This window comes from Phocaeicola sp. GP0067 (assembly GCF_031119655.1).
GTDB lineage: Bacteria > Bacteroidota > Bacteroidia > Bacteroidales > Bacteroidaceae > Phocaeicola > Phocaeicola vulgatus.
This window is the reverse complement of record NZ_JAVHZY010000014.1, coordinates 70,476-96,613: the sequence shown is the minus strand read 5'-3', so window position 1 is coordinate 96,613 and position 26,138 is coordinate 70,476. Positions and strand designations below refer to the sequence as shown.

The window sequence follows — 26,138 nt, the reverse complement described above, 5'->3', positions numbered from 1 at the left end:
GATGAAACGTAATTTATTAAGAAAAGAGGAGGATAGTGACCCGATGAGCGTGGTCAGCAATCTGTTTGATGTGGCGATGGTGTTTGCTGTAGCGTTAATGGTGGCCTTGGTTACCCGTTATAATATGACTGAAATGTTTAGTCAGGAAGATTTTACGATGGTGAAGAATCCGGGTAAGGAAAACATGGAAATCATAACCAAGGAAGGGCAGAAGATTAACCGTTATACCCCTTCTGAGGATCAGGATGTCAAAAGCGGCAAGAAAGGAAAAAAGGTGGGTATTGCCTATGAATTGGATAATGGAGAAATCATTTATGTACCCGAAGAATAAACTTGTATAAAGGAAAGGGAGGATAAAGTTAAAACTAGAACTTGCCATTTTATATAGCCGAACAGAATTTATTTGAGAAATATAGGGCAAATAAAGTAACTTGACTTCGTGAGCCAAGTAAGTTAAGTGAAAGTGTCAAGTAAGTTAAGTTACTTGCCCAATGCACTTAAGTTACTTTTGAAGCTATCGGGGATTCATCCATCCTATTTCCCACAAGTTAATTCTGTTCGGCTTTTAGTTTGAAGTACCTTTATTACATACATATGTGTGGTCCGATATATATATGTATGTAATAAAGGTATTTTCCCTTTTTCTAGTATCGGTTGATAACTTTTTTTGCTTTGTTTACGGCAGTGGTAGGAGAAATCTTATCCATGCTTGATTCATCAAACATTTTCAAGGTTTTGTCTATATTCTTAATAGCTCCTTTATTGCCTTTTTCTTCAAATTCTTCTTTCAGAATGCGTACTTTCTCAAAAAATTGTATTCCTTCTGTCAGGCGTTCCAACCGGATGGATGAACGGGCGCCCGGATAAATCATATACGTGTCTCCGGCAGCCCAAGCTGTGAAACGGCTGTCTTGTAGGGGATTTTTCACCCAGCTGTTTAAAGCCCAACGAAGATATCCGTCCAGATTTTCTTTCGCACTATGCCATGCCAGCCATTCAGCTTCGGCAGGTTCGCTGAAAGTGAAAGTGTTGGGGCGGGGCTCTGTGCAGCAGGTATAATAAGTAGTTACTTTGCCTGCCTTCCGGCGCGCTTCAATCTCTTCGGGAGTAAATTTCTCGGCAATGGTGATACAATAATCATTCAGATCATCCAATAGTTCTTTGTGATAAGTTCCTGCCAAAGAAACTTTAAAGTCTTTATCAGCCTTACGGATCACTTTCAGTGTTTCCTGCATGTCCTTCATCGGGCGTTCGTCCATCGCAATGTGAGTGATATCAAACCAGCCTTTTGCTTTCAGATGCTTTGAGAAATCTTGCAGCATATTCATCCAAAATTCTTCATAAGCAACTTCACCCGGTTTGGCGTCCAGAAATTTAAAAGAGTTGCTGGCCTGATCAAAATATTGGAAAGAAAGGCGCCAGGGAACCATAGAATAGCAACTGATTTGTTTTTTGACACCAAGATCCATCATAAATTCCACCCACTTGTCGAATACGGTATAGTCAAAATACCAGGTTCCATCCGCTTTTTTCAACCAAGTGACCATGCTTTCAAAAGCGTCATAGGTCTGTCCGTTCCAAGGCTTGTGCATAATGGAGGCTGTGATTACCTTACCACCTGCATCGGCATACAGTTTCATCAATGGGCGCATCAAATCGAAATGTTTTTTGCTGAACGGTTCCACATTGTAGTAACGGGATACTGCATAAGGGTTCTGCCATAAATCCAGATGGAAAGCCCATTCGGAAGGAGGAGGCAGAGTACGGTTTTTCACTTGGAGGTTCAGTTTTAATTCAGACAAGGTGGTACCGTCGGCTTTCACTGTGACGGTTCCTGTGTATTTCCCGGCTTTAGTGCCCTGAGGGATGTTTACGCTGATCCATCCCCCTTGGGTGGAGTTGGCGGGAAGGGTTAGAGTAGGAGTGATATGGTCTATTACATCTGCTACTAAAGTTGAGTCAAAATCAGCACTGTTTCGATAGCCACATGCGCCCAAACCGTCTTTGTTCAGTTCATCGGTTATAACGTAACGGACAAAGCCTGTTCGGATATTCTCTTTACTGATGGTTGCACTGCCTGAGGTTAAATCGCTGACCATGAAAGTCAAGTCATTTAGCGCTTTGGGAGTCCATACTACCAGTTGGGCTGAAATTTTCTCACCTTTCCATGCAGTAAGATTCATACTTTTCTGCGCACTATGGATGGGAGCCGGTTCCTCTTTCTTATAGCGGATGTCTGTGCTTCCCCAGCTGATTTGTGGAGCTGTAACTTTCGCCCATAAAGCGGGGTTGGTGGCAATAGGATTGGCTGCTTCCTGATAATATTCGGAAGTTTGGGCGTTCATACATACTGTTGACAACAGGAGAGCGCCTAGAAATAGGAGTTTTTTCATAGGTTATATAATAGTTAGTTGAAGTTACAAAGGTAACTCAGGGAGAGTTAATTTCCAAATAGGAACGGTGGAGTTTGCATAATTGCATAGGAATATTTATTTTTGACGAGTTATAATAATAAGGAAGATAGAGATGAAAAGAATGGTAAATGTGCTTTTTGCTGGTGTACTGGCTATGACTGTACTGTCCTGTGGCGAAGAGAAAAAAGGATATACTCTGAATGGAGAAATATCGGATGTTAAAGATGGAATGGTGTATCTGAAAAAATATCAGGATAAATCGTTCATAGCTGTGGATTCGGCTGTGATTACTGACGGTACTTTCAAATTTGAAGGTGTTTGTACTGAGCCATTGGCTTATGGGCTGACTACGTTTAGGGATAGCAAACGTCCGTTGGTATTCTTTTTAGATAACGAAAAGATGCAGTTGAAGATGAATGAATCAGAAAAGATACTGACTGTGACAGGTTCTGCCATTAATGATCTGTATGCACAAAATGCTCCTTTGACTCGTCAGGATGGATATAGCATAGATAGTCTGGTTGCTGTTCACCCGGCATCTGCTGTTACCCCTTATTTCATAGTGAAGGATTTCGCTTATAAGTTGAATCTGGAAGAAATGAAGGCATTGCGTGCCAAACTGGATGCTTCATTGGATGAAACCATGTATGTCAGTCAAATAGATGGCTTTATCAAGCGGATGGAAGATATTCAGGTCGGTGCTGTGGCTCCGGATTTTACATTGCCCGATGTAGACGGTAATCCTGTCACATTATCCGGTTTGAGAGGAAAATATGTACTGATTGATTTTTGGGCTTCCTGGTGTCCTGATTGTCGCAAGGAAAATCCGAATATTGTTGCTGCCTGGAATAAATACAAGGATAAGAATTTTACTATTTTAGGAGTTTCTTTGGATCGTAAGAAAGAACCTTGGTTGGCCGCTATTGAGAAAGATCAATTGGCATGGACTCATGTTTCAGACTTGAAGGACTGGAAATCGGATGCAGCCGTGCAGTATGCTATTCGTTGGATTCCTATGAATTTCTTGTTGGACCCCAATGGGGTGATCTTGGCTGTAGGATTGGAAGGGGAGGCTTTGCAACAAAAGCTGGATGAGGTTTTGAAATAACAAGTTTGCTGTAAGATTATGAAAATAAATGTACCAAAAGCCAGGGGTTACTGTTGGTTCTCCATTGGCTTTTGATACATTTTGTTGTCTTTGTTCACATCATTGTTCTTTCTCTTTAGTCATTATCACGTCCGAAGGAACAGAAAATCCTATCAGTTCTGTATATTCATCCGGTTCTTCAAGGGCTAATCCTAATTTTTCATCCAGATGCCAACGAATTTTATCGGAAGAAAGCAGAAGTATTTTTCCGCCTAATATCCCTTTTCCGCCGAAGTGCTTCTTCCGTTGGTCGTAAAATAAAACTCCGACTCGATTAGGATCAATGTAGTCCAAACTGGTAGCATTGTTTGAAGCCCAGATAGAAAAATCTTGAGTTCCCTTTTTTTTGTCCAAGTGCCAAATAGTATCTCTGATACTAAAATAGTTTTCTACAATTATTCCCTTCACTGATAGAAAATATCCTCCCATAAGACCATTTATAATCATGTGTTGATCCTCTGCATATCCTTTTTTAAGAACTATTTTAAAAATCGTATCATTTGACTGATACATCCAAGTCCCGATATAAGCATCCAAGTTTTTTGTTGGAGCAATTTCCTTTTGGGCAAAACTAACTGTGCTGATAAAAAACAAACACAAAACAAATTCTATTCTTTTCATGACTTTTCTTTTTATTGGTTACATTCCATATTTACAGATTTCCCATTAGAAGCTAGTTCCTGAGCATTCCAAGTCGGATTGCTTTCATCAATATTCGAACTAAACATCACTGACAGACCGGAGTTATTGCGATCTAAAAATTTAAGCAACTGACCTATACATTCATCAACTCCCCCTCCGCTTGCACCAACTATATAAGCGTTCCAACTTTCGGAAAGTTCACCATTTCGAACTTTGGTAGCGAAAGTATTAAAATCTGTGGGAGAAGTTATCATAATACTCATACATCCGAACTCTGAAACTACTCCATAAGTAAAATTCTCTGATTTCACATATCCCTGTTGGTATCGTATAGCTAAAGCCTTTAAATCTGCCCATGAAGTAATCATAGAGCCTGTAGGGTGGGAATGGTACCATTCCATGATTTCTTTTCCTGCTATTTGATCATTTGTGAATTTGGCACTTCCTGATTCTTGTACGTTCGGGAAAATAGTTTGCCCGTCTGAAGTCTGTATAAAGCCTTGCTCCACAGTATTGCCTGCGGAAAATGTTTTTCTATACACATCTTTTATACGCGATTTAAATGCTGCGTCCTGCGACAATGTTTTAGCACGTTTACAAGGAGTAGGAGGTGTTTCAGGAGGATTTGAAGGAGGATTATATCCACCACCTCCGCCATCCATTTCGTCATCATCCAATGAAACGCAAACTTCATGATACTCAGGATGTAAATACTTGTCGCAAATTACATCGATGCCGGGCAGCCCCAGTTCATGATCCCAAACGATACCATTATGACAATTCCGCTTTTCCATCCAGTCTATTTCCGTATTACATACGGATTGTCCTCTTCCTCTTTGCAAACTCATACGGTATCCTTCCTCTGTTCCCGGAGAAATGGAGGCTGTTATTTTCCCTGATTCATATTTCCAACCATTTACCAATCCATAATTGAAATTGTAGAATAAAACTTTTCCATCAAAATCAGCTTCACGATGTAAATAAGAATTGTTTTCAAAAGAGGTGGTATGCATCAAATAATCATAAGTACCTATGAATACCATGATGAAGTTGTAAATCTCACCTGTTTCTAGATTCTTCAATATTACCATGCGTGCTACATTATATATTTTATCCAAATCATCTTGTAGTTCATATTTTTCTTTTGTCTCGTTATCCATAAAAAATGTACTACCGCTTGTCATTAGAGTTGTTTCGACTACCTCTAAATCTCCTTTTCTACTTTCTTTAGCCTTGTTCCAATTAGGCTTTGCTGGAATTCGCCCGTCAGCACTTAAGGATCTAACTGTAGTAGCTGAGGGATTGGTGGCATTATACCATTGTTCTGCTTTAGCAATGGTCAATTCTTTATTGCTGTCAAAAATAACTTCATCAGTTACATTGGAGGACCATTCATCTTGCCAACATGAATAAACTATCATACTGACAAAAACTAAAATGCCAACAATAGAAATTTTTCTTTTAAGTGTTTTTCGTTTCATAGTATCTATTTTTGATTTGTGGTTAGTATGGGTTGAGAATATTTGCAATAATATCAAAAAAAGTAACTTTACAAAACCCTTAAGTAAAAAGATAGTTATTAGAGAGCCTTTATTTAAAAGCCTTCGGCTTCGAAGCTATCTTTTTTTCGAAAGTATCTGTAATAAGCGTTAGTGCCCCATCTCCGGTAATATTACAAGCTGTTCCGAAACTGTCCTGTAATGCAAAAATCGTAAGTAGTAATGCCGTTCCGGCTTCATTAAAGTGAAGAACAGAGATGATTAGCCCTAAAGAGGCAAGTACTGTTCCCCCCGGTACTCCCGGTGCACCGATGGCGAATAATCCTAATAACAGGATAAATAAAGTAATTTGTAATATACTGGGCATACTTCCATAAAGCATTTGGGATACAGTGAGTACAAATACGGTTTCTGTCAGGATAGAGCCGCATAGGTGTATATTGGCGAATAAAGGTATCGTCACATCACTGATTTCTTTTCGAAGGATAGGGCTTTTGCGGGCACATTCCAACGCCACTCCCAGCGTAGCTGCTGAAGACATTGTACCTAATGCTGTGAGGTAAGCAGGACCATAGTATTTCAATACCTGCCAACTATTTTTTCTTGAGTAAACAGCTGCAATGAAATAAAGCAATGACAGCCAGATGAAATGACAAACAATAACAACTATCAATACGGAGAGGAATACCGGTAACTGCTTCGTAACAGCTCCCTGATAGCTAAGAATGCAGAAGTTAGCGGCAATAAATACGGGAAGTACGGGAAGCAGTACTCTTTTCACCAATTCAAGTACCATCTTTTGAAAAGTATCCAGTAGTTTTGATATTTCATCCGATTTAACCCAAGCAGTAGCAAGTCCTATCAAAGCTGCCAGTACAAGGGCCGTCATAACATTCATGACCGGTGGAATATCTATTTTTAGTAAATTTTCCGGCAATGCTTTCAGTGTATTGGCATCATCGGCTATATGCAGAAAAGGAATCACATTGTAACCTACGGCTGCTCCGAAAAAAGAGGCTCCGATAGATGATAGGTAGGCTATGCCGAAAGCGAATAAAAGCATCTTTGATGCATTGCTGCGCAAATGGGCAATAGAGGGGGCTATGAATCCCAGAATAATAAGGGGAACCAGGAAAAATATAATCTGTCCCGTGATGTGCTTTATACAGATAACGACTTCCAGCACTGCGTCATTAACAACAAAGCCTGCCAACAGTCCGATAATTACGGCAATAAGCAGTTGTACGATAGTATTACTTAGAAACTTTTTCATATATTTTTTTCAGTTAAACGATGAATATCCGGAAAAAGTTTGCTGTATAGGTATGTTATTTCATAGCTTGAACAAAGATAGAAAAATAAAATAGAATGCCGTATGAAAAACAGAAAAAGACGGGAAACATCACGCTCCCCGTCTTATGAAATCTTTTTGCCTTATGCTAATACCTTGATTAAGTGAAACATTTAAAAATCTCTCTTATAAATAATAGTTGTTACTGAAATATGAATTAAAAGTTGTTTTTACCTGTGTCCCACCATAGCCGTGTACCGCCATTGTCTGCACCACCAAGAGCCGTACACAGATTTTTATACTGCTCAGGATCTTTTTTGGCATCATCTTGTGAGAAGGGGAGGCGGCGAATCATGATGTCTGTATCAATTGTACCATTGCTGTTGTTGGTTTGTACTTTGAATAATTTCGGATATCCGGTACGGCGCTGTTCTGCCCATGCTTCCATGCCTTCTGGCCAGCAAGCAATCCATTTTTGAGTGATAATTTTTTCAAGTTGTTCTTCTTGATTAACTGCATCGTCAAAATTGGGAGTGGTGGTTATTAATGCTTTCATGTCTTTTCCGGGGCCTGCTGCATAATTAATGTAATCTGTCGGTTTACCTTTACTTGTCAGATATAGGCTTGCATCTCCGGCGCCCCATTGGTTGAATGAAGTTTGGACACCGGTTTCATAACATTGCTTTGCGCTTTCGTTTTTCGGATTGATACCTCGTAAAGATGCTTCAGCACGTAAGAACCAAGTTTCTGCTGCTGTCAGAAGAACGGCGGGTGTGGATGCTGTGATTGTTTGGGTGTTGATAAAGGAATAGCTTTGGTAATAATTGGGGTCACCGTCCTTGGCATATACTCCTTGAGGTACTCCTAGATATTCCTCTGTATGCTCTGCCAATGTCGCCGGATTATAATATATACTGATGCGTGGATCTTCATAACCGTTTAGGACAGAAGCTATTGTTGCTCCCATATAGGTTTCTCCCCAACCGGCAACACCTGCTAACGGGTTTTGATACCCCTTACCGGAGATTTGTATGTTTTCATCAGAAGATTCTATGACACCATAAGAGTTTTCTAATGCTTTTCGGGCTTCACTGGTAGCAAGTGTCTTATTTACATTAGATACGCGCATAGCTAGACGAAGACGTAATGAATTGGCAAATTTTATCCATCTGCTGGCTGTAGGACAATTGCACATATTAATGCTTTTCACGCCATCTTCTTTGCCGCCTTCTTTCAAATAAGTATCCAATGCGTCTACAGCTTTATCCAGATCATCAAAGAATGCTTTATAAGCTTCTTCCTGGGTATCAACAGAGTTTGTTTCGTTTTTTCCGAATTTAGAATAGACAATAGGGCCATAAGTATCAGTTATACGGTGCATGGCTTCTACTTTTAAAACAAGGGTTGCACCATAAAAATGTTTGTATTTGGCTTCATCTTGTGTAATTAATGTTGATTTATGGGCTACTGGAAATATATAATTATAAGTATAATTCCACGCACTGGCTGTCCATCCGGCCTCTAATGCATATACTGTATTTTTATCGCTGAATTTGGAGGCAAAATCATGAAAATATCCTGAGAACATATCATGATTCAAGTTTTGGAATGTCTGCCAAGGCCAAGTGGTGCCTTCTCCCCAGTCGTAGTTAAAATAAATACCTTTTTGAATTGTCTCAAAGTTAGTAGTGTATTTTTGGAAATCATATTCTTTTACAGTATCATCAAAACTACCGTTGATTTTATTGTCAGATTCGAATCCGTCTGTGCATGAGGCTAAACTCAGAAGGCTTCCCACGCATAAAATTGAAATATATTTTGAACTTTTCATAATGTCTTTGTTTTAAAATTAGAATGTAAATTTAACGTTGAAACCAATATTACGTGTAGTCGGCATGCCGAAAACATCAACGCCCTGCAGAGTATTACCTACTGATAAAGTTGCATCCGGGTCAAATGGAGCATCTTTGTACAAAAAGAATAAGTTACGTGCAACCAATGTGAGATCTAATCCTTTGATGAATTTGGTTTTGGCAAGGAGGGTTTCCGGGAATGAATAGCCTAGTGTCAATTCTCGTAAGCGTACATTCGTTGCATCATACATATAGTATTCTGAGATGCCGTTACGTCCTCCGACTGTACCATAGAAGTTAGGAACATCTTTGAATTGGATGCCTTCATATTCCACATAACCGCGATCACGGGATTCTCCGGATTCTTTGCTGACTCCCATTGCGTCAAGATGTGCTTGTGTCAATGACATGACATCTCCTCCGATACGTGCATCAATCAAGAAATACAAAGTAAATCCTTTGTAAGTAAAGGTATTGCTCCATCCTAATAAAGCATCAGGATTAGCATTGCCTAGTAAAGTATTGTTACCTGTTACTTTGATTGGATTTCCTGTCTCGTTTAATTTAATCTTACCATTTTCATCTCTTTCGAATCCGTTTCCATAAATATCTCCCAGTTTTCCACCTTCTTTTACCCACATGTCATAAGCCATGGAGAATCCTTCAGAACCGTAGCGGAATGATTTATAATCCTTGTGTAAGGAAACAACTTTGTTTCTGTTCATGGACATGTTTACAGCGGTTTTCCAACGGAAATTTTCATTCATCAAAGGAGTACCCTCTAGTGTCAATTCGATACCAGTGTTACGAATTTTACCTGCATTGATATAACGGAACGCATAAAGTGAACCAGCCGGATTGGCTACTCTTAACAGTTGGTTTTTTGTATCTGTACGATACCATGTAAAGTCAATTCCGAAGCGATTATTGAAAAACTTCCATTCTGTACCGAATTCAATGGAAGTACTGATTTCCGGTTTCAAATCACCACGTTGTTCTATATCGTTTGTTTGGATACTTCCACCACATTGAATGATGTCAGCTAAATTGGTGATGCCGATGGGAAGGTCATTGCCGACCTGTGCAAATGAACCACGGAATTTTGAAAAATTGATCCATTCCGGTAGTTTGATGCTGTTGCTCATAATCCAAGTCAAACCTACTGACGGATAGAAAAATCCATTTTTCATACTTTCTGTGTTTGCCAGGGTGGAAGACCAGTCATTACGTGCTGTAATATCTAAATAAATAGCATCTTTCCAACCCACTTGTGCTGTACCAAATAAAGATTGTATAGTACGTTTCGCATCAATTGTTTGGTTGATATATCCCTTTGAAGAGAATATGATATTGGAAACGGTAAATACATTAGGACGATATAAAGATGCTGTTTTGGAGTCGATCATTAAAGAATTGGCTTTGCTGACGTTAATGCTGGTTCCTAATGCGGCATTGATGGAAAAATCACCAAAGGTTTTGTTGAACATGGCCATGAAATCACCATATACTTGGAAGTTTTGTTCATCCGACCATACATAGCGTCCGTTAGGTAACCCTGTTTCATCATTTTTTCCGGCAATGTTTGCTGCTGTTGATGCATACATCTTGTTGTCAAACTTATCACTTACATAGTCTACATTCCCGCGTGCCTGGATACTTAACCAGTCAGTTGCTTTTATATTTGCACTGATAGAAGCTAATGCACGGTAACGTTTACTCTTGTTGGTCACACGATTTTTTATCCAGTACGGATTCTGATCCCATTCGCTGAATGAGCCGTCTTCATTTTTTGTATACCAATTCTGTAAGTTCATATTGCGGTCAGTATCGAAAACTTCAAAGTTTTCAGCGTAGGGAGCCAGATCGGCACCACGGGGAAAAGAATACAAGCCAACCAGCGGATTCAGATAATAACCACCTCCGGCAGGAGTATTACGGATAGTTTGTGTCATCAAACTGGCATTTCCGTCCAATTTTAAACGATCATTAAAGAAACTGGCTGTTTCACGGAAAGTAATATTGTGCTTTTGAAGCTTATTTGAGTCCACGATACCTGTCCCCCGGGTATTGGCATAAGAAAAGTAAGTTTGCATTTTGTCATTACCTGTTTGGAAGGTTAAAGAGTTGATGGCTGTAATACCATTGCCAAACCAATTACCTACGTTATCATAGTCTGTCAGATTTCCTTTGTCGCCCCAACTGCTGGTACCATCGGCAGTTTGTCCATAATTGTTTTGAAATTCCGGCAGGCTGACAGCATGGTCTACTGTCAGGTTAGAGGAGAATGTAACTCTTGACATACCGGCTTTCCCTGATTTTGTAGTAATTAAAATAACACCGTTGGCAGCTTGGGAGCCATAGAGAGCAGCGGCAGACGCACCTTTTAATATACTCATACTTTCAATATCATCAGGGTTCAAGTTGGAAACACCGTCACCAGAGTCATGGTTGACCCCGTCATTTTCACCTCCCATAACGGTGGCTGTTGATTCTGTTGTGATATTCAGCATAGGAACGCCATCTATGACATATAACGGTTGGTTGTTACCACTGGCGAATGCTGAACGTGCACCACGGATAGATACTTTTGCCGAACCTCCCAGACCGGATGAACTCTTTGTTATTTGCACACCGGCAGATTTACCGGCTAATGAATTGATCATATTAGCGTCCTTTACTTTATTCAGTTCGTCACCATTCAGTTGCTGAGTGGAATAAGTTAAAGAGGCTTCTTTCTTTTTAATACCCATAGCGGTTACTACAACAGTTTCCAGTTTCAATGCATCATCTTCCATTTTAATGGTAAAATTAGTCTTTCCGTTTACTGGAATTATGACTTTTTTATAACCGATATAAGATATAACCAGTTGTGCATCAGCCGGAACTTCTAACGTAAAGTTACCGTCAATATCGGTAATTGTACCGTTAGTAGTACCTTGTTGAATAATGTTTGCACCGATAATTGCTTCACCTTGCATATCAGTTATAGCACCTTTAACAGTAATTGTATTTTGCTGTTTTACTTCCTCACGGGCTATATTGCTTTCTTTTGTCAAAACAATGTTTTTACCTTCCATAACATAAGTGATACCAGTTCCGGAAAAAACTTCATCTAGAATTTCGGATACGGCTTTATTTTTTGCGTTGATTTTTACCTTGCGGCTTAGATCTACATTTTTCTTACTATAGACAAACAGGTAATTAGTTTGTGATTCGATGGCAGAAATCAATTGGGCTACCTTCATGATGTTGGTATCCAGACTGACTTTGGCGTTCTGAGAGTGTACATCCATACTGAATGCGCTGAATGCTGTGGTTAACAGAAGAATTAAGGTGATCTTCATAGTTCGTAATATTTGTTTAAAAGCTAAACTTTTTGGGCATAAGTACCCTTCCAAAGAAATTTTTCTCATATCTTTGTAATGTGTTAAGTTAATAAATTTGATTAAGGTCAATTGTTAGCTGTCGAATCGGGGAGTATGGGGGTACTTTCCGATTCTTTTTTCAAAGGTTTTTATGTAATCATAACAGTTCATTTTTTAAGGTTAAACTTCTATTGTGATTTTATTCTATGGTTATCTTGTTATGTTCGTTATCAATATTGTATTTAAACGGATGGTCTTTTTGTATAACTTTTAGTATATGCTCTATGCCGTCCAAATCTTTGAATTTACCAGTGCAGCGGTAGTTCTCTAAGATTTTAGGATTCTTCACTGTTATCTTATAATTATAATATAGAGCAATCTTGTCCAGTAACTCTTTAAACGGAACATCATCGAAATAATAAATGCCTTGCATCCATGCCAAAGCATTGTTACTGCTCATTTCGCCCGTTTTGTATTTGCCGTTTTCCATTGAGAAATACTTTCCTTTTGTCAGGCTGGTAATTGGCTTTTCTTCTTTTGCATTGTTGGTAAGCAAGTTGATGGAACCTTCTATCAGTCTGGCTATAAAGCTGTTTGAACCTTTATAGGAGCATACATCGAATTTTGTTCCGGTGACTTGCACCTTTATGTTTTCTGTCTGCACATAAAAAGGAATCTCCTTATTGTGTGCCACCTCGAAATAGGCTTCTCCGTCTAACGTGACTTTACGGTCTTTTTTACCGAAGTTTTCATCATAAGTTAGTGTGGTTTGGGAATTCAACCATACTATAGAACCGTCAGGAAGATCCATCTGTGCACGTTGACCTGCTGGAATACGGATGGTTTGTGACAATTGTTGTTTAGGTTTATGCATATGTGGCAAATCCATTACAAAAACAATAGCCAGCATGGCGGCAATGGCAATCAGTGGGTACAGGTACAGATGCCCTTTCGGTTTCCGTTGTATGTTCGAACCGTCAGAAAAAAGGGTTACATCAAACAGCATTCGCTCTTTTAGAAAGTGTTCCTTGTTTTCTACACTGCTTTCTACCCATTCCACAATCTGGTTTTCCTCTTTTTCGGTGGTTTCTCCTCTGAAATATTTATGTAGCAATTCGGTTTTCATTCTTTCTGCATTTTGTATATAGAACAGGATAGCTGGAAACAACCCTAGTGGAAAAATGATTTTTTTTTCGATTTTCTCAAAAAAAGTGCTTTTTATCCTCTTTTTTCATTTCAAGTAAAATTATTACCCCCCTGACACACTGCTAATAAAAAATATTAGTAACTTTGCAACACCCAAAATAAGCGAGATTGTATTTATACACTATAAACAAAAATAAGAGATTATGATGACAATTGACAAATTCAACTTTGCCGGTAAAAAGGCAATTGTCCGTGTGGACTTCAATGTACCTTTGGACGAAAATGGTAAAATTACTGATGATACTCGTATCCGTGGTGCTCTTCCTACACTGAAAAAAGTGTTGGCTGATGGTGGCAGCTTGATTATCATGTCACACATGGGTAAACCCAAAGGTAAGGTAAATGCTAAATATTCATTGAGCCAGATTGTCGATGCTGTTTCTGAAAAATTAGGTGTACCTGTTCAATTTGCTCCTGATTGTGCGAAAGCCGGTGATGCTGCAGCTGCTTTGAAACCGGGTGAAGTCCTGTTGTTGGAAAATTTGCGTTTCTATCCTGAAGAAGAAGGAAAGCCTGTTGGCATTGACAAAGAAGATCCTGCATACGAAGATGCCAAGAAAGCGATGAAGGCTTCTCAGAAAGAATTTGCCAAGACTTTGGCTTCTTATGCTGATTGCTATATCAATGACGCATTCGGCACTGCTCACCGTAAACATGCTTCTACAGCCGTTATCGCTGACTATTTCGATGCGGACAACAAGATGTTGGGGTATTTGATGGAAAAAGAAGTTCAAGCTGTTGATAATATCCTGAAAGATATCAAGCGCCCGTTCACTGCTATTATGGGTGGTTCCAAGGTGTCTACTAAGATTGGTATCATTGAAAACCTGATGGATAAAGTGGATAACTTGATTCTTTGCGGTGGTATGACTTATACTTTTGCAAAAGCTCAAGGTGGAAAAATTGGTAATTCTATCGTAGAAGATGACAAATTGGATTTGGCTCTTGATATCATTGCTAAGGCTAAAGCTAAAGGTGTGAATTTGGTATTGGGCTCTGATTGTGTGGCTGCTGATGCATTCTCTAACGATGCTCATACTCAGGTTGTTCCTGCAAATAATATTCCTGACGGATGGGAAGGTTTGGATGCAGGTCCTGAAACTCAGAAAGCATTTGCTGCTGCTATTGAAGATGCCAAGACTATTCTGTGGAACGGTCCTGCCGGTGTTTTTGAATTCGATAACTTTACTGCCGGTTCACGTGCTATCGCTGAAGCTATCGCAAAAGCAACTAAGAACGGTGCATTCTCATTGATCGGTGGTGGTGACTCTGTAGCTTGTATCAACAAGTTCGGCATGGCTGACCAGGTTTCTTATATCTCTACCGGTGGCGGTGCTTTGTTGGAAGCAATTGAAGGAAAAATTCTTCCGGGTGTTGCAGCTATCAAAGGTGAATAATTAATTTTCTGCTATATATAAAAAAGGCAGCCTTTTCGAAAGCTGCCTTTTTTATATTCTTTATTTTGTACTTTTCAGAACATGAACAAAACTGTTGCTACCAGTCTGTTGTTTGAAACAGAATGAGTATCAATAATTTTTCCGTTAGAACTTTTCATGGAACCATACCATGCGGAAGTAAGATTGTATTCAACTCCCAATTTCCAGTGAGGCACATTATAGGTTAGTTCTGCGCTGGTGCTTACCAATTGGTCTACATTGGTTCCTGTACCATACATTTTACTTATTTCGTCACTCGTTCCTAAATTTTTCATATAACCTAAAAAAACAGCCGGTTTCCATTTCTTACCGTATGCAATGTTCAGCCATGAACTAGAATTCCGGTTGGGGGAATACTCTTGTTCTCCCGTACGGGCATCAGTGGATTTTACACCGTATCCGCCCAGCATGGATACTTGTGTAAGATTGGAACCCAAAATACTTTTTGCTGCCACATACCATAGGGGAGAAGTATATTTCATGTGAACTTCGTAAGACAGGGCAGTGACACGTTCATCCACTTTGTAAACTTCATCTTCTACTACCGATTGAGTACGAGGTTTTAATGAAATCATTTCAATGCCTGCTCCCACTAGCCAGTTGCTTCTTTTGTAATCTGCACCAATATAGATTTCGGGTATACAACTTTCTTTTATGTATTTCTGGCTTTTCCCATCAGGACCTTGAGACAGGTATTGGGATTGCCAAATAGCTGCGCCTGTCAGTTGTATATCACCAGCTTTGTAGCGGAATCGTATTTGTGGGGCACGGCTGAACGGTTGGAAAGGAGCTCCCATATTCAGATTCAGAATTTGTGGAGCAACGTCACCATATAACGGATGCCAGGTTTGTCCCAACAGTAAAGACGGTTTTCCCCAATCAAGGTTTAAATAGGCATGGCGCAGACGTATAGTGGAGAAGGTTGTTCCTGATCCGCGGAAGTCCATTTCTACTTTTGCGGAGGTTTTTGCTCTTCCCAACTTGGGACCTTGCACATCTATTCCCAAACGGGTATATAAAGTATAAAAGCTTCCATTAGCTGTCGCATTCAGGTCTTTACCTGTTGCATCGTACACTTTATCTTTAGGATACATATAGAAGAGCCCGTCAACAGTTTCTTCATTGGCACGACTATTGTAATAGAAGTCGGTGCGGATTTGTCCGTAGAACTTGTAATTGAAATCTTTGTCTTGAGCAAAACTTTTTGCCGATAGCAGTAAAAATGTGAATAAAAATAAATATTTTCTCATATTTTAAAGGGTTATTATAAACAGTCGGCAAAATTACATAATTTATTTGAAAATCGCACGTGTGTCTTGGTAAAAGAATTGTGCGCCTCTACATATAAAGTCTGCACCGATACAAATTATTTTTGTTGCCTCATTCAAGGCAACATTTGAATCTTGTCGTATTCTTCATCAGTTACGGGTTCTAACCATTCATTGGATGTGTTTTCTCCGGAAAGTTCGAATGCAAGGTGGGCGAACCAACTGTTGGCGGCTGCACCGTGCCAATGTTTTACGTTGGCAGGGATATGGATCACTGTGCCGGGAAGAATCTCAACAGCTGCTTTACCTTCCTCTTGATACCAGCCACGACCGGCTATGCCGATAAGCATTTGTCCGCCACCTTGAGTTGCATGGTGGATGTGCCAGTTGTTACGGCAGCGTGGTTCAAAGGTGACATTGGAAATGCTTACCTGTTCACGAGAGATAGGGGCGAGGTAACTGTTACCAGTGAAATATTGTGCATAAGCGGTGTTTGGTTCTCCGATAGGAAAAATCATTTCGCGTTGGAACGTTGTTTTTTCATCTTTATCTTTAGAGATATCTTCATTCCATACTTCTTTGGCAAGACGGAATGCCGCCCATGCTTTCGGCCATCCTGCATAGAAGCCGATATGAGTGATGATCTCTGCAATTTCCGTACGCGTAATACCGTTGTTTTTGGCTGATTGGAGATGGAATGTAAGCGAACTGTCCGTTATTCCTTGACTGATGAGTGAGGTGATTGTGACTAAACTGCGGTCACGAAGACTGAGTTGCTCGGTGCGGCTCCACACTTCTCCAAAAAGAATGTCGTCATTAAGTTCCGCGAATTTAGGAGCGAATGTTCCTAATTGGTCGCGTCCTGCTGTCTGTTTGATCTTTTTTTGTGCCATACTGGTTGTTGTTAAAATACTGAATATTAAAAGTAAAATGACTTTGTTCATAGCGTTCATATTTTAAGTCTTTCAATATAAATTCTATGTACAAAAGTATGGAGTTGAAAAAAATAAGATTGTACCCAGATTACAGATTTTTATACCATTTTTCCTGTTTCGTTTGTTGTGCTTTTTAAAATGAAATTCCATTGTCATCCGGCTAAGTTTTCAATCAGGAAATAGAAAACAAGGTTTTGAGCCGGATTACAATGGAATTTAATTCTCCTTATATAAATAGGTAATTAATAGATTTCTATTTCGTCCAAAGCTATTGTGCTGGGTACCTCGCTTTTATCATGCGGGCTATAGCAATCAATTCCATTGCGTATTTTACCTCCGCTTGTAAATTCTATTTTTACCTTCACCGCTTCTTGTGCCGGAAATTCTATTTCTTCATCGAAGCCTCTGAACGTATTTTCTTTGATATCGTAAGTGAATTCTTTTTCGGCTACTTTCTCGAATTTGTTGTCTAAAGAGGAAACATAGACTACAGCTTTGCTCACCGGCAATATTCCACCTGCTGCATTATACAATGTACCGAATCTGATTTTACGGATAGTGGCTTTCTCAAAGTCTACTATAAAAGTAACTTTGTCATTATTGTCTGGGCTGATACCTACCCACGGGGTGGAGGAGGCATTATTTCCACGTTTTCCATTGGTCAGTCCTAAAGTCACAGTGTCTGCGCCCAATATATCATTTTCTCCTAAAATATCACCTTTCATACCTTTGGGTTCGGGCATGATTTCATATTTTTTCCCACTGATTAAATTCTTGTAAAGCTGTTTATGAGTAACCTTACCGATTTGTTTGCCATTAACGAAAGCAGCGGCTTTCAAGTCGTATGTGCCGTCCAATGGGAATGGACGATTGTATAAGTTGGCATGTATGGATGGTTGCTCACCATGAGTCGTATAATAGATTTGTGCTCCCGGATAGAATGTTTCCAGCTCTACATTCAGTACACCTTCTTGGGTGGCACGGGTGTTGATATTTACATCAAAGAAGTTGAGGCAAGGTTTTACGCCCATTGCTTCCAGACGTTGGAAGTCTTCAACCATGCGGTTGCAGAATGAAGTAAAATTCTTTTTCTTCATCGGAGTCCAGCCGGTTTCGGATATAGCGATCAGGCGTGGGAAGATTTGATAATCACGGTTATCCTCAGTTGGCATATATTCTGCCCAGCAATTGGCCTGTACACCAATGATGTGCTGTTTTACCAAACTGTCTGCATCAGCCGGTACTGGATTATAGCTGTATGTCTTTTTCAGTGTGTTGTATCCACCGATAGTAACAGGGGCTATTTCCGGTTCTTCCTGGTAATGGTCAAGGTAAGCGTAAGGATTAGGAGTCATAATAGCATCATGTCCGGCTTTGGCTGCGGTCATTCCGCCTTCCACACCACGCCATGACATCACTGTGGCGTTGGGGGCAAGCCCTCCTTCCAGTATTTCATCCCAACCGATGATATTACGTCCTTTGCTGTTCAGGTATTTTTCCACACGGCTTACGATATAACTTTGTAATTTCTCTTCTTTCGTATGCTTTCTTCCGTCTACGGGATTGGGAGTGATGTCATTTTCCAATCCCAGTTCACGTATCAGTTTTTGACAATGTTCACATTGTTCCCAGGCTGTTTTAGGACATTCATCACCACCTATATGTATATAAGAGCTTGGGAATAATTCCACCACTTCGTCCATGACTCCTTCCATAAACTGGAAGAAGGTGTCGGTAGGGCAGAATACTTGGTCAAACACACCCCATAATTTGCAAACTTCGTAGGTGCTGTCCGGAGTGCAGGACAATTCAGGGTAGGAAGCGATAGCGGCCAAGGCATGTCCAGGTAACTCTATCTCCGGAATGACAGTGATATATTTGCTTTGAGCGTATGCAACGACTTCTTTTATTTCGTCTTGTGTGTAAAAACCTCCGTGGGGCTTGCCGTCATATTTGAATGGGTAATGGGTATAGAAATAATCCACCATGGTTTCTGAACGTTGAGAGCCGATCTCAGTCAGTTTGGGGTATTTTTTGATTTCAATTCTCCAGCCTTGGTCGTCTGTAAGGTGCCAGTGGAAGGTGTTCATTTTATGTGCAGCCAATACATCTATGAATTTTTTGATATAATCTATAGATGCGAAATGGCGGCATACATCCAGCATGGCTCCGCGATAGCGGAATGTTGGGGCGTCTTCTATTTCAACGCAAGGTACACTCCATTCGGCATTACGTGCTCTTTCTTTACAATAGACATCCACCGGCAACAGTTGATACAGGGTTTGTAATCCATAGTAAAAGCCGTTAGGCGCCGATGCGGTAATTTTTATCAGTTGAGGGGTGACCGATAACTTGTAGGCTTCTTTTTCCATCCCCGGAATGCTGTCAAAAACAATGGAGGGTACATTTTCATGTAACTCGTCAGTCGGTTTCAGCTTGAGACCGGCTATATCCAGGAGAGTGGTTGACAGGCCGGAAGCAATGTGTTTCACTTCTTGTGAGGCGTTAACGACGATAGGAACATCACTGTTCAGGTAAAAACGTCCCTGCTGCTCGCTCATGGTAACAGGCAATGGAACTACATTGTACTCATTGATTACTTCTTTCATTTGGCATCCACACATTAATAACCCAACGAAAAATACTGGCAGACTCTTTTTCTTCATAATAAATCTGTGTTAAGTTTTTAAATAAAGGGGGTATAGAAATTCTTTTTGGACAAAAATAGCAATAAAAACGGAATAAACATGTTTTTCAGAGAGATTAATATGTTTACAATATAAAAATATTTTTCACAGATTTGTTTCTTTATTGCTAATAGAATGCTATCTTTGTCCGAGTTAACCAATTTATTAATCTAACGCGCATGACAGCAAATACCCCCAAACGGTTGCTTGCTCTTGACATCTTGAGAGGCATCACTATTGCAGGCATGATTCTTGTAAATAACCCCGGTTCATGGGGGCATGTGTATACTCCGTTGGAGCATGCCGCCTTTAACGGGTTAACCCCTACCGATCTCGTTTTTCCTTTTTTTATGTTCATTATGGGAATATCCACTTATATTTCTTTGCGGAAATATAATTTTACTTATTCTCATGCTACATTACGGAAGATTGTGAAACGTACAGTCGTTATTTTTTGTATCGGTCTGTTTTTGAATCTTCTGGCCAAATCGGTTTTTACACATCATCTGAATTTTGAAGAGTTGCGTTATTTAGGAGTCATGCAACGGCTTGCTATAGGATACGGTGTGACTAGTCTGGTTGCTATAACGGTGAAGCATAAATATTTTCCCGCTATCATTTTGGTGACTTTGGCCGTCTATTTTCTTTTATTGGCTATGGGAGACGGCTTTAACTTGTCGGCCACTAATATAGTGGCCCGTTTTGATGTATGGGCATTGGGTACATCCCACATGTACCATGATGGTGGAATGGCGTTTGATCCGGAAGGACTATTGAGTACGCTTCCTGCGGTGTGCCATGTAATGGTAGGGTTTTATTGTGGAAAGTTATTGTTTTCTGCTAAAGATAATGACGAGAAGATACAACGATTGTTTTTGGTGGGTACTATTCTCACATTTGCCGGCTTTTTGTTAAGTTACGGCTGCCCTATCAATAAGAAAGTGTGGTCGCCTACTTTTGTCATTACAACCTGCGGATTGGCATCCAGCTTTTTGGCTCTGCTTATCTGGATCATTGATATAAAAGGCTATCAAGGTTGGTGCGTTTTTTTCCGGTCGTTCGGAGTGAACCCTTTGTTTATCTATGTGTTTGCGGAAATAATGGGGATTCTATTGGGTGCTACGGGGGCAAGTGTCTTTATTTATGAAAAGGTACTGGTTCCGGTGTTGGGAAATTATCCCGGTTCATTAGCCTATGCTTTGTTGTATGTATTATTTTGTTGGAGTATTGTTCATATTTTATACAAGAAAGGTATTTATGTCAAGATCTAAAAACGGAAACAGAAAATTAGTTAAATGAAAGAGACGAAGAATGTTTTTATGTCAGAACTGACGGAGGTGTTTAGCAAACGTCAGCAACAGTTTGTTCAGTTTGCTTACTCGTATGTCAGGAACAGGGAAGAGGCTGAGGATATTGTAATGGGGGCTTTTACTAATGTATGGGAGCACCGGAATGAGTTACAGGAGGATACCAATATTTCTGCGTTGCTGTTGACTGCCATAAAAAATCGTTCATTGAATCATTTGCAACACTTGGAGGTACGTATGCGTGCCGAGCAGCATATAGGAGATATGCGGCAGAAAGAACTGGCTTTGCGTATCTCGACTTTGGAGGCTTGTGATCCCGATAAATTGTTTTGTGATGAGATTCAAGCTTTGGTGCAGGAAGCCATTAGTGAATTGCCTCCTACAAGCAGGGAGGTGTTTATTTTGAGCCGGATGAAAAATTTACCGAACAAGGAAATTGCTTTGCGGCTGGATATTTCTGTAAAGACTGTAGAATTTCATATCACCCGGTCGCTGAAACAGTTACGGGTGCAGCTGAAGGATTATCAGTTTCTTTGGAGTTTTTTATAAAACAAGACCATGCCTCAGTTATTTGGACATGGTCTTGTTCTTATTTCATATACAGGAATCAGAAACTATAATCTGCACTTAAACCGAACACTTTGTTGGTACGGCTATATACATTTGTTCCGGGTAGTCCGGTTCCGTTATAGTTGGTTGATTTTTTTGTATAATCCTCATAATTAGTCCACATATAACCAATATTTAAATTGAGGTGTTTGTTCATCTTTATTTTGGCTCCGACTCCCAAAGAGTAAGAATCACAAGAAAAACTGGTATCTGATTGATAGTTATCTGATAGTCCGTAGTCAGTGATTTGTCCACCACAGCTGAGGGTTAGTTGCTTGGTTACATCAAACTCAATACCTGCCAAGTATTCATTGGTTCCTTTAGTCAGATATTTTTGTTTGCCGTTTGCCATACCTGCATTTTTGTCATCATAAAAATGATATTCTACAGAAGCGCGAAGTACCGGAAGGAATTCGTAGGCGGCTGCGATAGAGAGCATGGCTGGGATGTCATTGGGAGTATTCACACCGTGTTCGTAGGGGGCTACCATATCTTTGGCACTGGGTGGATACTGTAAGTTCTTTGTATTGTTTTCGATATTCAAGTTGGTCTTGAATTCATATTTGGCACCGATGTTCAGTTTACCCAGTTTAGCATCTACACCGATAACAGGAGTAAGTCCCCAGCCGGTTTGGTCACAGTCTAGAGCAAGAGGCAACAGGTTTGTGTCTGTTCCTTTTACAATAGCGTTCAGAAAGCCTTTGTAGCCACCGGTAAAGTAGTTCATTCTACCTCCACCGAATACGGAAAGCCATTCGGTAGCTTTATAGGATAATCCCAGCTGCAAAGAATAAATATATTGTTTACCGTCCATGGCACTTGTTATATCATACATATCAGGAGTTATAACCGTAGGTTTTTCTGCTTTTAAACCTTCTTGAAAAATACCTGCCATAGCTGAGGCGTCGAACATAGGCAGTCCGTCATCAAAAGACGCCTTTCCACCTCCGGCAGTGATGGCGAAGAATCCTGAAATTGTCCACTCACCTTTTTTATATGCGGCGAAGAGGCTGGGGATAACCGGTGCGGCGGCTGTTCCTTCGTAATATTTTTCAAAAGGCTTGTCTGCAACAGTAGGACCTGTGGCGCTAACGCCATTGTATGTCATAAAACTGGCATCAATATTTCTAGTCTGATAAGCGCTCTGAATGCTCAATCCTACATGGAATCCGTCTTTGGGCAAGAAAGCCAGGCCGGCAGGATTAGATAAAGCACCGTCTATTTCTGTTGTAGCACCACGGGATAGCATACGGAGAAAAGCTGCATGTTGATTTGTATTGGTTAAAATACCTCCTGCGAAAGTTGAATTTGAAACGATTAGTGTCGCTGCACTAATTAATAATAGTTTCTTCATTTATTACTTGATTTTTTGTTTGCGGGCGCAAAGGTAGGATAAAATAACACACGGGCAAACCTTTTGTGCAATTATTTGTGTCGTCTATTGAAAAAATCAACTGTTTCAATAGAAACTATTTACTTGGATGATGAATATCCTTTTTTTTATTTGTGTGATTGATTGGTAGGAACTGTGGAATGAGGGAGCGTGCTGATACTTTTGTGATATATTTGTTCCGGCACGCCTGTCCGCTAAGTAAATTCCTGGTCTGTTTACGGTTTCTTCACTCCATTCAGAACACCGGATTGAAAAGAATGTAGTATCTTTGCAACTCTTTTACTCAATGCAAAAAAAATATATGTATACCAACAAAGAAATATGGAACGTAAGTTATCCGATTTTTCTCGGATTATTGGCGCAAAACATTATCAATGTGACAGATACTGCTTTCCTGGGCAGGGTAGGAGAAGTCGAGTTGGGAGCTTCCGCCATGGGTGGATTGTTTTATATCTGTGTCTTCACTATTGCTTTCGGTTTTAGTGTCGGTTCACAAATCTTGATTGCTCGTCGTAATGGAGAAGGACGTTACAAAGATGTGGGTCCCGTAATGATACAGGGAGGGACATTCTTGCTGGGATTGGCGGTGCTCATGTTTGGGCTGACACATCTTTTGGCCCCATCCATTGTCCGCTTGCTCATTTCATCTGATTCCATTTTTGATGCTACCATGGAATTTCTCAACTGGCGTATTTGGGGCTTTTTCTTCGCCTTTGTCAACGTGATGTTCCGTGCGCTGTATATTGGCATTACACGTACTAAGGTGCTGACAATGAATGCTGTGGTCATGGCATTGGTGAATGTGCTGTTGGACTATATTTTGATTTTCGGTAAGTTTGGAATGCCGGAGATGGGGATTAAAGGAGCAGCTGTCGCTTCGGTGATGGCTGAAGCCGCTTCATTGGCTTTTTTCTTGATTTATACCTACGCAAAGGTGGATTTTAAGAAATTCGGCTTGAATCACTGGCAGAAGATTGACTTTTCTTTATTGGGAAAAATTCTGAGTATTTCGTGTTTTACCATGATACAATATTTTTTGGCCATGGCTACTTGGTTTGTCTTTTTCATCGCGATAGAACGGTTGGGTCAACGCGAGCTGGCGATTGCCAATATCGTGCGTAGTATCTATATTGTGATGCTCATTCCGGTTCAGGCATTGTCTACTACTACCAATTCATTGGTCAGCAATCTGATTGGTGCGGGGGGGATAACCCATGTCATGCGTTTGATTTGGCGTATAGCCCGGATGTCGTTTCTCATTATGGTGGTCTGTGTGGCGGTGGTGGTGCTTTTTCCTCATGCCATGCTTTCGGTTTACACCAACGAACCGGCGTTGCTGGTAGAGTCTGTGCCTTCGTTGTATGTCATTGCCGGAGCGATGATTATCGCATCAGTGGCGAATATCTATTTCAATGCCATTTCGGGAACTGGAAATACGCAGGCTGCTCTGATACTTGAAATGGGGACTTTGGTATTCTACGCCCTTTACATTCTATGGATAGGCATAGTGGTGAAAGCACCGGTTTCTGTTTGTTTTTCTATAGAGGTGGTGTACTATAGTTTGTTACTGCTTAGCAGCATTATTTATTTGAAAAAAGCAAAATGGCAGAATAAAAAGATATAAGGTTCATAAGTTTTTTGTATTTTTGCACCCTGTTGTTATTCTGAAGGTTAGTAAAGAAGGACAGGCAATCATAATTCGTAATTTATAATTAAAGATATATGTTCGATAATTTAAGTGAGAGACTGGAACGGTCTTTTAAGATTCTGAAAGGTGAGGGAAAAATCACCGAGATTAATGTAGCGGAAACATTGAAGGATGTGCGTAAAGCTTTGTTGGATGCTGACGTGAACTATAAGGTCGCCAAAGGCTTTACTGATACTGTAAAAGAAAAAGCCTTGGGGCAGAATGTGCTTACGGCTGTGAAGCCCAGCCAGTTGATGGTAAAGATTGTACATGATGAACTGACTGCATTGATGGGCGGTGAGACTGCCGAATTGGTGTTGGAAGGTCGTCCGGCGGTTATCCTGATGTCAGGTCTGCAAGGTTCCGGTAAGACTACTTTCTCCGGTAAACTGGCCCGTATGCTGAAAACCAAGAAGAACCGTAAGCCGCTGTTGGTGGCTTGTGACGTTTATCGTCCCGCTGCTATCGAACAGTTAAGAGTATTGGGAGAACAAATCGAGGTTCCTGTATATAGTGAATTGGACAGCAAGAATCCGGTGCAGATTGCATTGAACGCTATTCATGAAGCAAAAGCGAAAGGTTATGATTTGGTTATTGTCGATACAGCCGGTCGTCTGGCTATCGACGAACAGATGATGAATGAGATTGAGGCGATTAAGAAAGCGGTCAATCCGGATGAAACATTGTTCGTTGTCGATTCAATGACCGGTCAGGATGCGGTGAACACAGCCCGTGAATTTAATGAACGTTTGGACTTTAACGGTGTTGTGCTGACCAAGTTGGATGGTGATACCCGTGGCGGTGCCGCTCTTTCTATTCGTACCGTTGTGAATAAGCCTATCAAGTTTGTGGGTACCGGCGAAAAGTTGGATGCTATCGATCAGTTCCATCCTGCACGTATGGCAGACCGTATTCTCGGCATGGGTGATATCGTGTCTTTGGTAGAACGTGCGCAGGAGCAATATGACGAGGAAGAGGCAAAGCGCCTTCAGAAAAAGATTGCCAAAAACCAGTTCGACTTCAATGACTTTTTGAGCCAGATTCATCAGATAAAGAAGATGGGTAACCTGAAAGAGTTGGCTTCCATGATTCCGGGTGTGGGTAAAGCGATTAAAGACATTGATATCGATGATAATGCATTCAAGAGCATTGAGGCGATTATTTATTCCATGACTCCGCAGGAACGTACAAATCCCGAAATCCTGAACGGAACACGTCGTACGCGTATAGCCAAAGGCAGTGGAACCAGCATTCAGGAGGTAAACCGTTTGCTGAAGCAGTTTGACCAGACCCGCAAGATGATGAAGATGGTGACCGGTAGCAAGATGGGTAAGATGATGCCGAAACTTAAAAAGTAAGGTTTAAATAAACAGGTAGGGAGAAAGTGCGGAACTTTCTC

General features: G+C 40.4%; 18 protein-coding genes. 7 read left to right on the top strand and 11 right to left on the bottom strand.

The genetic code is table 11. From position 1 onward, the window contains the following. The first annotated feature begins 1 nt into the window (after window position 1). A complete protein-coding gene (locus tag RE317_RS12435; RefSeq protein WP_005839066.1) occupies window positions 2–331 on the top strand; it encodes a DUF2149 domain-containing protein in 330 nt (109 codons plus the stop codon). Window positions 332–644: 313 nt separating this feature from the next. Here the strand turns inward: RE317_RS12435 and RE317_RS12430 are convergent, their stop codons facing one another. Beyond that, the gene (locus tag RE317_RS12430; RefSeq protein ID WP_008668039.1) at window positions 645–2,393 is read right to left on the bottom strand and encodes a DUF4091 domain-containing protein; all 1,749 of its coding nucleotides are present in this window, start codon (window positions 2,391–2,393) and stop codon (window positions 645–647) included. Window positions 2,394–2,526: 133 nt separating this feature from the next. Here RE317_RS12430 and RE317_RS12425 point away from each other — a divergent pair, with 133 nt between their 5' ends. Further along, window positions 2,527–3,522 (top strand): TlpA disulfide reductase family protein, encoded by a 996-nt coding sequence (locus RE317_RS12425; protein WP_005839070.1) that lies wholly within the window; start codon window positions 2,527–2,529, stop codon window positions 3,520–3,522. A 99-nt stretch (window positions 3,523–3,621) separates the two neighbouring features. Here the strand turns inward: RE317_RS12425 and RE317_RS12420 are convergent, their stop codons facing one another. The 6 genes from RE317_RS12420 to RE317_RS12395 all read right to left on the bottom strand — a co-directional run bounded on the left by RE317_RS12420 (window position 3,622) and on the right by RE317_RS12395 (window position 13,337). Continuing rightward, the gene (locus tag RE317_RS12420) at window positions 3,622–4,182 is read right to left on the bottom strand and encodes a DUF6705 family protein (protein WP_005839072.1); all 561 of its coding nucleotides are present in this window, start codon (window positions 4,180–4,182) and stop codon (window positions 3,622–3,624) included. Between the two features lie 11 nt (window positions 4,183–4,193). After that, a complete protein-coding gene (locus tag RE317_RS12415) occupies window positions 4,194–5,684 on the bottom strand; it encodes a hypothetical protein (RefSeq protein WP_117873477.1) in 1,491 nt (496 codons plus the stop codon). A gap of 109 nt (window positions 5,685–5,793) precedes the next feature. Next, window positions 5,794–6,975, bottom strand: a complete 1,182-nt coding sequence (locus RE317_RS12410) for a dicarboxylate/amino acid:cation symporter (RefSeq protein WP_008668046.1) — start codon at window positions 6,973–6,975, stop codon at window positions 5,794–5,796. Window positions 6,976–7,210: 235 nt separating this feature from the next. Further along, on the bottom strand, window positions 7,211–8,824 hold the full coding sequence (locus RE317_RS12405; RefSeq protein WP_008668048.1) for a SusD/RagB family nutrient-binding outer membrane lipoprotein: 1,614 nt from the start codon (window positions 8,822–8,824) through the stop codon (window positions 7,211–7,213). A gap of 18 nt (window positions 8,825–8,842) precedes the next feature. Further along, entirely contained in the window at window positions 8,843–12,259 is a 3,417-nt protein-coding gene (locus RE317_RS12400; protein WP_008668050.1) for a TonB-dependent receptor, read from the bottom strand. 151 nt (window positions 12,260–12,410) lie between these two features. Beyond that, window positions 12,411–13,337 (bottom strand): FecR family protein, encoded by a 927-nt coding sequence (locus RE317_RS12395; protein WP_005848793.1) that lies wholly within the window; start codon window positions 13,335–13,337, stop codon window positions 12,411–12,413. 223 nt (window positions 13,338–13,560) lie between these two features. Between RE317_RS12395 and RE317_RS12390 the strand changes: the two genes are divergently transcribed. Then, on the top strand, window positions 13,561–14,814 hold the full coding sequence (locus RE317_RS12390) for a phosphoglycerate kinase (protein WP_005848791.1): 1,254 nt from the start codon (window positions 13,561–13,563) through the stop codon (window positions 14,812–14,814). A gap of 74 nt (window positions 14,815–14,888) precedes the next feature. Here the strand turns inward: RE317_RS12390 and RE317_RS12385 are convergent, their stop codons facing one another. The 3 genes from RE317_RS12385 to RE317_RS12375 all read right to left on the bottom strand — a co-directional run bounded on the left by RE317_RS12385 (window position 14,889) and on the right by RE317_RS12375 (window position 19,722). Beyond that, the gene (locus RE317_RS12385) at window positions 14,889–16,103 is read right to left on the bottom strand and encodes a hypothetical protein (protein WP_008668052.1); all 1,215 of its coding nucleotides are present in this window, start codon (window positions 16,101–16,103) and stop codon (window positions 14,889–14,891) included. Between the two features lie 134 nt (window positions 16,104–16,237). After that, window positions 16,238–17,065 (bottom strand): carboxymuconolactone decarboxylase family protein, encoded by an 828-nt coding sequence (locus tag RE317_RS12380; RefSeq protein WP_008668054.1) that lies wholly within the window; start codon window positions 17,063–17,065, stop codon window positions 16,238–16,240. Window positions 17,066–17,298: 233 nt separating this feature from the next. Further along, window positions 17,299–19,722 (bottom strand): beta-N-acetylhexosaminidase, encoded by a 2,424-nt coding sequence (locus RE317_RS12375; RefSeq protein ID WP_008668055.1) that lies wholly within the window; start codon window positions 19,720–19,722, stop codon window positions 17,299–17,301. A gap of 200 nt (window positions 19,723–19,922) precedes the next feature. On the opposite strand from RE317_RS12375, the gene RE317_RS12370 reads away from it, so the two are divergent. Both RE317_RS12370 and RE317_RS12365 read left to right on the top strand, forming a co-directional pair. Continuing rightward, complete coding sequence (locus RE317_RS12370) at window positions 19,923–21,014, top strand: acyltransferase family protein (protein WP_008668057.1); 1,092 nt, start codon at window positions 19,923–19,925, stop codon at window positions 21,012–21,014. Window positions 21,015–21,038: 24 nt separating this feature from the next. Further along, window positions 21,039–21,599: an RNA polymerase sigma-70 factor gene (locus tag RE317_RS12365; RefSeq protein ID WP_005839094.1), complete on the top strand. Its 561-nt coding sequence runs from the start codon at window positions 21,039–21,041 to the stop codon at window positions 21,597–21,599. Window positions 21,600–21,657: 58 nt separating this feature from the next. Here RE317_RS12365 and RE317_RS12360 read toward each other — a convergent pair whose 3' ends face one another. Beyond that, the gene (locus tag RE317_RS12360; RefSeq protein ID WP_008668058.1) at window positions 21,658–23,013 is read right to left on the bottom strand and encodes an OmpP1/FadL family transporter; all 1,356 of its coding nucleotides are present in this window, start codon (window positions 23,011–23,013) and stop codon (window positions 21,658–21,660) included. A 340-nt stretch (window positions 23,014–23,353) separates the two neighbouring features. Between RE317_RS12360 and RE317_RS12355 the strand changes: the two genes are divergently transcribed. Together RE317_RS12355 and ffh are read left to right on the top strand one after the other, a co-directional pair. Further along, the gene (locus RE317_RS12355) at window positions 23,354–24,676 is read left to right on the top strand and encodes an MATE family efflux transporter (protein WP_008668059.1); all 1,323 of its coding nucleotides are present in this window, start codon (window positions 23,354–23,356) and stop codon (window positions 24,674–24,676) included. 98 nt (window positions 24,677–24,774) lie between these two features. Further along, entirely contained in the window at window positions 24,775–26,097 is a 1,323-nt protein-coding gene (gene ffh, locus RE317_RS12350) for a signal recognition particle protein (RefSeq protein WP_005839100.1), read from the top strand. Window positions 26,098–26,138 lie beyond the last annotated feature (41 nt).

Excerpts from the sequence above, each read along its gene's own strand:
- RE317_RS12435 (WP_005839066.1), top strand. The coding sequence starts at position 2 with ATGAAACGTAATTTATTAAGAAAAGAGGAGGATAGTGACCCGATGAGC.
- RE317_RS12430 (WP_008668039.1), bottom strand. The coding sequence starts at position 2,393 with ATGAAAAAACTCCTATTTCTAGGCGCTCTCCTGTTGTCAACAGTATGT.
- RE317_RS12425 (WP_005839070.1), top strand. The coding sequence starts at position 2,527 with ATGAAAAGAATGGTAAATGTGCTTTTTGCTGGTGTACTGGCTATGACT.
- RE317_RS12420 (WP_005839072.1), bottom strand. The coding sequence starts at position 4,182 with ATGAAAAGAATAGAATTTGTTTTGTGTTTGTTTTTTATCAGCACAGTT.
- RE317_RS12415 (WP_117873477.1), bottom strand. The coding sequence starts at position 5,684 with ATGAAACGAAAAACACTTAAAAGAAAAATTTCTATTGTTGGCATTTTA.
- RE317_RS12410 (WP_008668046.1), bottom strand. The coding sequence starts at position 6,975 with ATGAAAAAGTTTCTAAGTAATACTATCGTACAACTGCTTATTGCCGTA.
- RE317_RS12405 (WP_008668048.1), bottom strand. The coding sequence starts at position 8,824 with ATGAAAAGTTCAAAATATATTTCAATTTTATGCGTGGGAAGCCTTCTG.
- RE317_RS12400 (WP_008668050.1), bottom strand. The coding sequence starts at position 12,259 with ATGAGAAAAATTTCTTTGGAAGGGTACTTATGCCCAAAAAGTTTAGCT.
- RE317_RS12395 (WP_005848793.1), bottom strand. The coding sequence starts at position 13,337 with ATGAAAACCGAATTGCTACATAAATATTTCAGAGGAGAAACCACCGAA.
- RE317_RS12390 (WP_005848791.1), top strand. The coding sequence starts at position 13,561 with ATGATGACAATTGACAAATTCAACTTTGCCGGTAAAAAGGCAATTGTC.
- RE317_RS12385 (WP_008668052.1), bottom strand. The coding sequence starts at position 16,103 with ATGAGAAAATATTTATTTTTATTCACATTTTTACTGCTATCGGCAAAA.
- RE317_RS12380 (WP_008668054.1), bottom strand. The coding sequence starts at position 17,065 with ATGAACAAAGTCATTTTACTTTTAATATTCAGTATTTTAACAACAACC.
- RE317_RS12375 (WP_008668055.1), bottom strand. The coding sequence starts at position 19,722 with ATGAAGAAAAAGAGTCTGCCAGTATTTTTCGTTGGGTTATTAATGTGT.
- RE317_RS12370 (WP_008668057.1), top strand. The coding sequence starts at position 19,923 with ATGACAGCAAATACCCCCAAACGGTTGCTTGCTCTTGACATCTTGAGA.
- RE317_RS12365 (WP_005839094.1), top strand. The coding sequence starts at position 21,039 with ATGAAAGAGACGAAGAATGTTTTTATGTCAGAACTGACGGAGGTGTTT.
- RE317_RS12360 (WP_008668058.1), bottom strand. The coding sequence starts at position 23,013 with ATGAAGAAACTATTATTAATTAGTGCAGCGACACTAATCGTTTCAAAT.
- RE317_RS12355 (WP_008668059.1), top strand. The coding sequence starts at position 23,354 with ATGTATACCAACAAAGAAATATGGAACGTAAGTTATCCGATTTTTCTC.
- ffh (WP_005839100.1), top strand. The coding sequence starts at position 24,775 with ATGTTCGATAATTTAAGTGAGAGACTGGAACGGTCTTTTAAGATTCTG.